Source organism: Nonomuraea sp. NPDC049141 (assembly GCF_040648415.1).
GTDB lineage: Bacteria > Actinomycetota > Actinomycetes > Streptosporangiales > Streptosporangiaceae > Nonomuraea.
The window spans coordinates 1-5,687 of the sequence record NZ_JBEZDR010000071.1; the positions used below are offsets into that span (position 1 = coordinate 1).

The 5,687-nt window shown below is 71.3% G+C and carries 3 protein-coding genes; 1 reads left to right on the forward strand and 2 read right to left on the reverse strand.

Annotation, left to right across the window (positions count from 1 at the left end; genetic code table 11):
* On the reverse strand, positions 1–1,483 hold a 1,483-nt coding region (locus AB0B91_RS64055; RefSeq protein WP_358342785.1), incomplete at its 3' end, for a hypothetical protein.
* A gap of 528 nt (positions 1,484–2,011) precedes the next feature.
* On the opposite strand from AB0B91_RS64055, the gene dnaB reads away from it, so the two are divergent.
* Entirely contained in the window at positions 2,012–4,789 is a 2,778-nt protein-coding gene (gene dnaB, locus AB0B91_RS64060) for a replicative DNA helicase (RefSeq protein ID WP_358342787.1), read from the forward strand.
* 60 nt (positions 4,790–4,849) lie between these two features.
* Here the strand turns inward: dnaB and AB0B91_RS64065 are convergent, their stop codons facing one another.
* A complete protein-coding gene (locus AB0B91_RS64065) occupies positions 4,850–5,530 on the reverse strand; it encodes a maleylpyruvate isomerase N-terminal domain-containing protein (protein WP_357659788.1) in 681 nt (226 codons plus the stop codon).
* Positions 5,531–5,687 lie beyond the last annotated feature (157 nt).

Sequence of the window (5,687 nt, forward strand, 5' to 3'; positions counted from 1 at the left end):
GTGCGACGCTGGCCGAACGCCACGTCGTACCGACCCGGCGCAGCAGCAGCGCCACGACCAGGCTGCTGGCCAGCGCCAACCCGAAGCGCGGCAGGCCCGACGCCACCGAGCCGAGCGCCCGCGACCTCGGTGAGTCGCAACCTCCTCCGCTGATGTCCGTGACGCACCCCGCCGGCACCTGCCCGTCCAGCGTCAGCAACCAGACGAAGATCAGCACCGCCGGCACCAGATAGCAGGCGACCGTGTAGAGCAGCGACCGCCACGGTCCACCCGGATCGGGATCGAGCAGGTCGTCCTCGATGCGGCGGCTCCGGACCCCCGAACGGGCGGTCCCGGACGATCGTCGTACGGCTGCCCCAGCGGCACCGGCCGGCTGCGCCGCCCTCGCCGTCGGTGCCGCCACCCGCCTTCGCGGCGCGGTGTAGGGCGCGACCGGTGACCGGGGTGCCGCCGCCGACGGACCCGCCCACCGGGGATCGTCGCCCGCCAGGCGCGTGCCGGACCAGAAGCCCTCCTCGCGGTCCTCGCGCCCCGGCCAGGGCCAGCCCTCCGCCGGGGTGCCGGAACCGGGCGCGGTCCGGTCCCATCCCCCGCCGTCGGCATACCGCTCCCACTGGCCGGTGTCGTCGGTGCGGTCCCACCGACCGGTGTCGTCGGACCGGTCCCAGCGGTCGGGGTCCGCGTGCTCCCAGCGGTCGACCTCCCCGGCCGAACGCCACGCATGCACACCCGAGGCGTCCCACGTGTGCACACCAGAGGCATCCCACGCGTGCGCACCCGACGCGTCCCACGCGTCCACGGTCGGAGTGCGGGAGGGCGGGATCTCGGGCGCGTCGGAAAGCGCTCCCCGGTCCCAGGGATCGGTGGTGGGTCGGTCCTCCGCCGCCCACCGATCCCGGCGGGCCTCCCGGTCCGGTACGGGCCCGGCCGCCTCCGCCTCTTCCAGCCCGGACCAGACGACCTGCGGGGGGTGCGACGGCGAGCGCCTCGGCCGGCTCGGCGGTGCCGCTCCCGAGACGGGATCGTCCTCGGCCCGCCGGCGCCCGGAGTAGCCCCGCTCCCGCAGGTGGTCGAACGTCCACTCCCCGGTGTGCTCCGACTCCGCCGCCGCGCCGTACGCCGGAGCCGTACGCCAGCTCGTCTCGCTGACCCGGCGCCAACTGCTCGTGGTCTCGGTGGTCCGCCAAGCGGCACCGGAAGACGGTCGGTCGGCCTCGACCCCCACCTCGTCGTCGGGCGCGGCGTGTCGTCCGCCACCGTCCGCGCTGCGGATTCCCGACTCCAGCGCCCAGCGGGGCAGGTAGCTGTCGACCGGCTCCCCCTGGCCGCGTTCGGCGGCCCGCCGCCGGCTCGGCGTGCGGTGCCGAGCGGGTGCGCGCTCGTAGGGACCGGCCGGTGCGGGGTCGGCGGGATCGTGCCAGGGGGCTACCGGCCGTCGCTCGCGCGGCACATCCTCCCCGCGTCCCCAGTCCCGGTTACTCACGGCGGGAGCGTGACCCTTCTCAACCGATGGCGCAATCCGCTGTCCAGGTGTAGCCGTTCGCTGGAGATAGTACGGGACGTTCGACCGGGCAGTTCGACCGAAAACTTGTCGTCCACAGGCTGGGGATTGCGTTTCCGCAGTTCACGGCCCTGCAACGGAGAATTCCCCAGTCGTTGTCCACAGGTTGTGCACATCCTGCGCACATGCTCGTCCCCCGGCGTCCACAGGTTGTCCCGAGGCTCGTCCACCGACGTGGTTGAGGGGCTGACCTCGGGTTCCGTATGGTTGGCCCCCGACCGGCCGTGCGATGACCCCCGATCGACCGGCAGGTCGAGGTTGTCGTACCCCGGCGATACGGCTGGATCCGGATCCGACGCAGTGGAGGGGGAACCCGTGTCGGTCACCGACGACATGCGGGCGGACTCGCGAGCGGGTGGGGGGCAGGCGTCCCCGCCGCCGCAGCGCGACGGCCAGTTCGACAAGACCCCGCCCCAGGACGTCGCCGCCGAGCAGTGCGTGCTCGGCGGCATGCTGCTGTCCAAGGACGCCATCGCCGACGTCGTCGAGATCCTGAAGACCAACGACTTCTACCGGCCGGTGCACGCCACCATCTTCGACACCATCCTGGAGATCTACGGCCGCGGCGAGCCGGCCGACTCCATCACCGTGGCGGCGGCCCTGGCCGACTCCGGCGATCTCGTACGCATCGGCGGCGCCCCCTACCTGCACACGCTGATCGCCAGCGTGCCCACCGCCGCGAACGCGGCGTACTACGCCCGGATCGTCAGCGAGCGGGCGGTCCTGCGGCGCCTCGTCGAGGCCGGGACCAAGATCGTGCAACTGGGCTACGGCACGAGCCAGGGCGGCAGCCGCGACGTCGACGACATCGTGGACCTCGCCCAGCAGGCGGTCTACGACGTCACGGAGCGCCGCGTCAGCGAGGACTTCGCCGTACTCGCCGACATGCTCCAGCCGACGCTGGACGAGATCGAGGCGGTGGGCGCCCAGGGCGGCGTCATGACCGGCGTCCCCACCGGCTTCACCGACCTGGACCGGCTGCTCAACGGCCTGCACGCGGGGCAGCTCGTGATCGTTGCCGGACGCCCCGGTTTGGGAAAGGCGCTCGCGCTGGACACCCCGCTTCCCACGCCGACAGGCTGGACAACGATGGGGGACGTCAAGATTGGCGACGAGTTGCTCAGCGCTGACGGCCTGCCGACGAAGGTCACCGCCGCGTTCGAGGTACGGCACGACCGACCGTGCTACGAGGTCGAGTTCTCCGACGGCTCGGTGATCGTTGCCGACGGCGAACACCTGTGGAAGACCACTACGCGGGCGAGTCGCCGCGCGGCCCCCGCCCGCCGGCGCAACCACTGGTCTCCCGAAGCCATCGAACGACTACACCGGGCCGCCGCACGCGCCACGCCCAGCGACGATGTCACGATCGCGGAGTTGGCCGCCGTACTCGGCCCGGAGTTCACGCACACCGCTCAACGGGTGGCGCATGACATCGCTGACGAGTCGCCCGTCGTCATGCGCAGGCGCCCGCGTGTGCGCCCGGCCAGGGCGTATCCGGCCCGCCGCCTCTACCGCCAGTTGCTGGATCGCGTCGAGCAGTGGTCGGAGAGCCTGGCGGCGGCGGAGCTGCACGACGTGGTGACGACGGAGCAGATACGAGCGACCCTGCGTACGAACACGGCCGACCGACGACTCAATCATGCGGTCGAGAACGCCGCCGCACTCCGCCTTCCGGAACGCGAACTCCCGCTTGCGCCGTACACGCTCGGCGTCTGGCTCGGCGACGGCCACTCGGCGGAAGGAAGGGTCACCACCGTCGACCCGGAGATTCTGGCCGGAATCGAGTCCGACGGCTTCGAGGTCAGGCCTTCGGGGCCGATGGTCTACACCATTCGTCCGCCGCGGCTGCCCGCGATCCCCGACCGTGAATGCGTCGTCTGCCACGCGGTCTTCACGCCTCGTGGCCCGGCGGTCCACACCTGCGGCCAGTCGTGCGGGGGCCGGTCGAAGGGACTCGTCCCTGCGGCACGGCGCGAAGGTTGCGCCCACTGCGGGAGAGTGGACGCCAGCGCCTGGAACGCAAGTCGCAGGTGCCGTGACTGCCACAAGCGTTACGGCTCCTTCCGTGGTTACCTGCGGGCGGCCGGGGTGTTGGGCGACAAGCACATCCCCGCCGCGTACCTGCGGGCCTCGGAGGCGCAGCGGCGAGCGCTGCTGGCCGGGCTGCTCGACACCGACGGCACCGTGACCGTCAGCGGGAACGTGCAGTTCACCACGACGTCCCCCCGCCTCGCCGAGGACGTGCACGAGTTGGTCGTCAGTCTCGGATACCGCTGCTCGATCAGTCGGAAGGCCGTCGAGGGGCGCACCGCGGAAAGCTCGATCGCCTTCAACTTGAACTTCACGACGAGGGACGAAGTGTTCCACCTGCCCCGCAAGCGGGAGGCGCACCGGCTGCGGCGCCGCAGCGAGAGCAACTCCCGGACGGACAGCCGTTTCATCGTCGACGTCCGACCTGTGCCGAGCGTGCCGGTCCGGTGCGTCACGGTGGACAATCCGGAGCACCTCTACCTAGCGGGTCGGGCGATGATCCCGACACACAACAGCACCGCGAGCATGGACTTCGCGCGCAACGCCGCGATTCGGGCAAATCAGGCGTCGGCCATCTTCTCGCTGGAGATGAGCAAGGTCGAGATCGTCATGCGGCTGCTGTCGGCCGAGGCGCGCGTGCCCCTGCACGTCCTGCGCAGCGGCCAGCTCTCCGACGACGACTGGACCAAGCTCGCCCGCTGCATGGGCGAGATCAGCGAGGCGCCGCTCTTCGTCGACGACACGCCGAGCATGAACCTGATGGAGATCCGGGCCAAGGCGCGCCGGCTCAAGCAGCGGCACGACCTCAAGCTGATCGTGGTCGACTATCTCCAGCTGATGACCTCTCCGAAGCGCACCGAGAGTCGGCAGCAGGAGGTCGCGGACCTCTCCCGTGGCCTCAAGCTGCTCGCCAAGGAGGTCGAGTGCCCGGTGATCGCGGTGAGTCAGCTGAACCGTGGCCCGGAGCAGCGCACCGACAAGCGACCGCAGCTGTCCGATTTGCGTGAAAGTGGATCAATTGAGCAGGATGCCGACGTTGTCATCCTGTTGCACCGTGACGACTACTACGACAAGGAGTCACCGCGGGCCGGGGAGGCGGATTTCATTGTTGCCAAGCACAGAAATGGTCCGACCGATACGGTGACGGTGGCCGCGCAACTCCACCTGTCGCGCTTCGTGGACATGGCAATCGTCTGAGGACGGTCGCGCCTCCGCCCCGGGAGAGGGAACCGGTCAGCCCAGAGCAGCGGGAACCTGTCAGCCCAGCAGTGGGAACCAACCGGCGACCTCGCCGAGTTCGAGCTGGTCGCGGTCGGTGAGTGGCAGTCGGCCGGCGGCCTTGAGCAGGTACTCCGCGTCGCTCCAGGCGGCCGGTCGGACGGCGTCGTCGCTGAGCAGGCCGTCCATGGTGGTGACGGCGACGCCCGTGGCGAGCACGCCGGGCAGGGGTGCGTCGGGCAGGTCGAGGACCAGGTCCAGGTGGTGCACGACGGCCTCGGTGGTCAGGGTGGCGAGCAGGTCCGGCACCCGCAGCACGTGCCCCTGGGTGGTGACGTGGCCGTCGGGGTCGGCCGCGCCGGCGGCGCGTACGGCGGCGGGGGCGGTGTCGGTCCAGAGCCGGACGATGGCGCCGGGCCGGTCGAAGGCGGCGGCGGAGCGGCGGGCCCACCAGGCGTGCCGTGCGTCGTCGTCGTCCTCGCCGGGCGGGAACGCGTGCCAGTAGCTCACGTCGTCCACGTCGGGCGGGCCGTCGGCGGGGCTGGCCAGGGCGACGAGGGCCCGTTGGGCGTCGCAGAGCACGTGGAACAGCAGGTCCGCGACGAGCCAGCCCCGGCACCGGGTGGGCCGTTGCAGGTCGGCGTCGTCGAGGTCGGCGACGACGCGGGTGATCCCGTCGTACGCCTGCGCCAGCGGATAGTGCAGCGTGTGCGGCGTCATGGGGGCAGCGTCGCACGACGGCCATCGTGCGGCACGGCGAGCGGCGCGGAACCACGGGTGACCGGGCCGGTCGTGGCACCGGCGCGGTCGTCCGGGGTGGTCAGCCGAACAAATCGTCCAGGTAGCTGTTGTGCGTTTTGGGGTGGTTGTGCCCGTT

Excerpts from the sequence above, each read along its gene's own strand:
- dnaB (WP_358342787.1), top strand. The coding sequence starts at position 2,012 with ATGCTGCTGTCCAAGGACGCCATCGCCGACGTCGTCGAGATCCTGAAG.
- AB0B91_RS64065 (WP_357659788.1), bottom strand. The coding sequence starts at position 5,530 with ATGACGCCGCACACGCTGCACTATCCGCTGGCGCAGGCGTACGACGGG.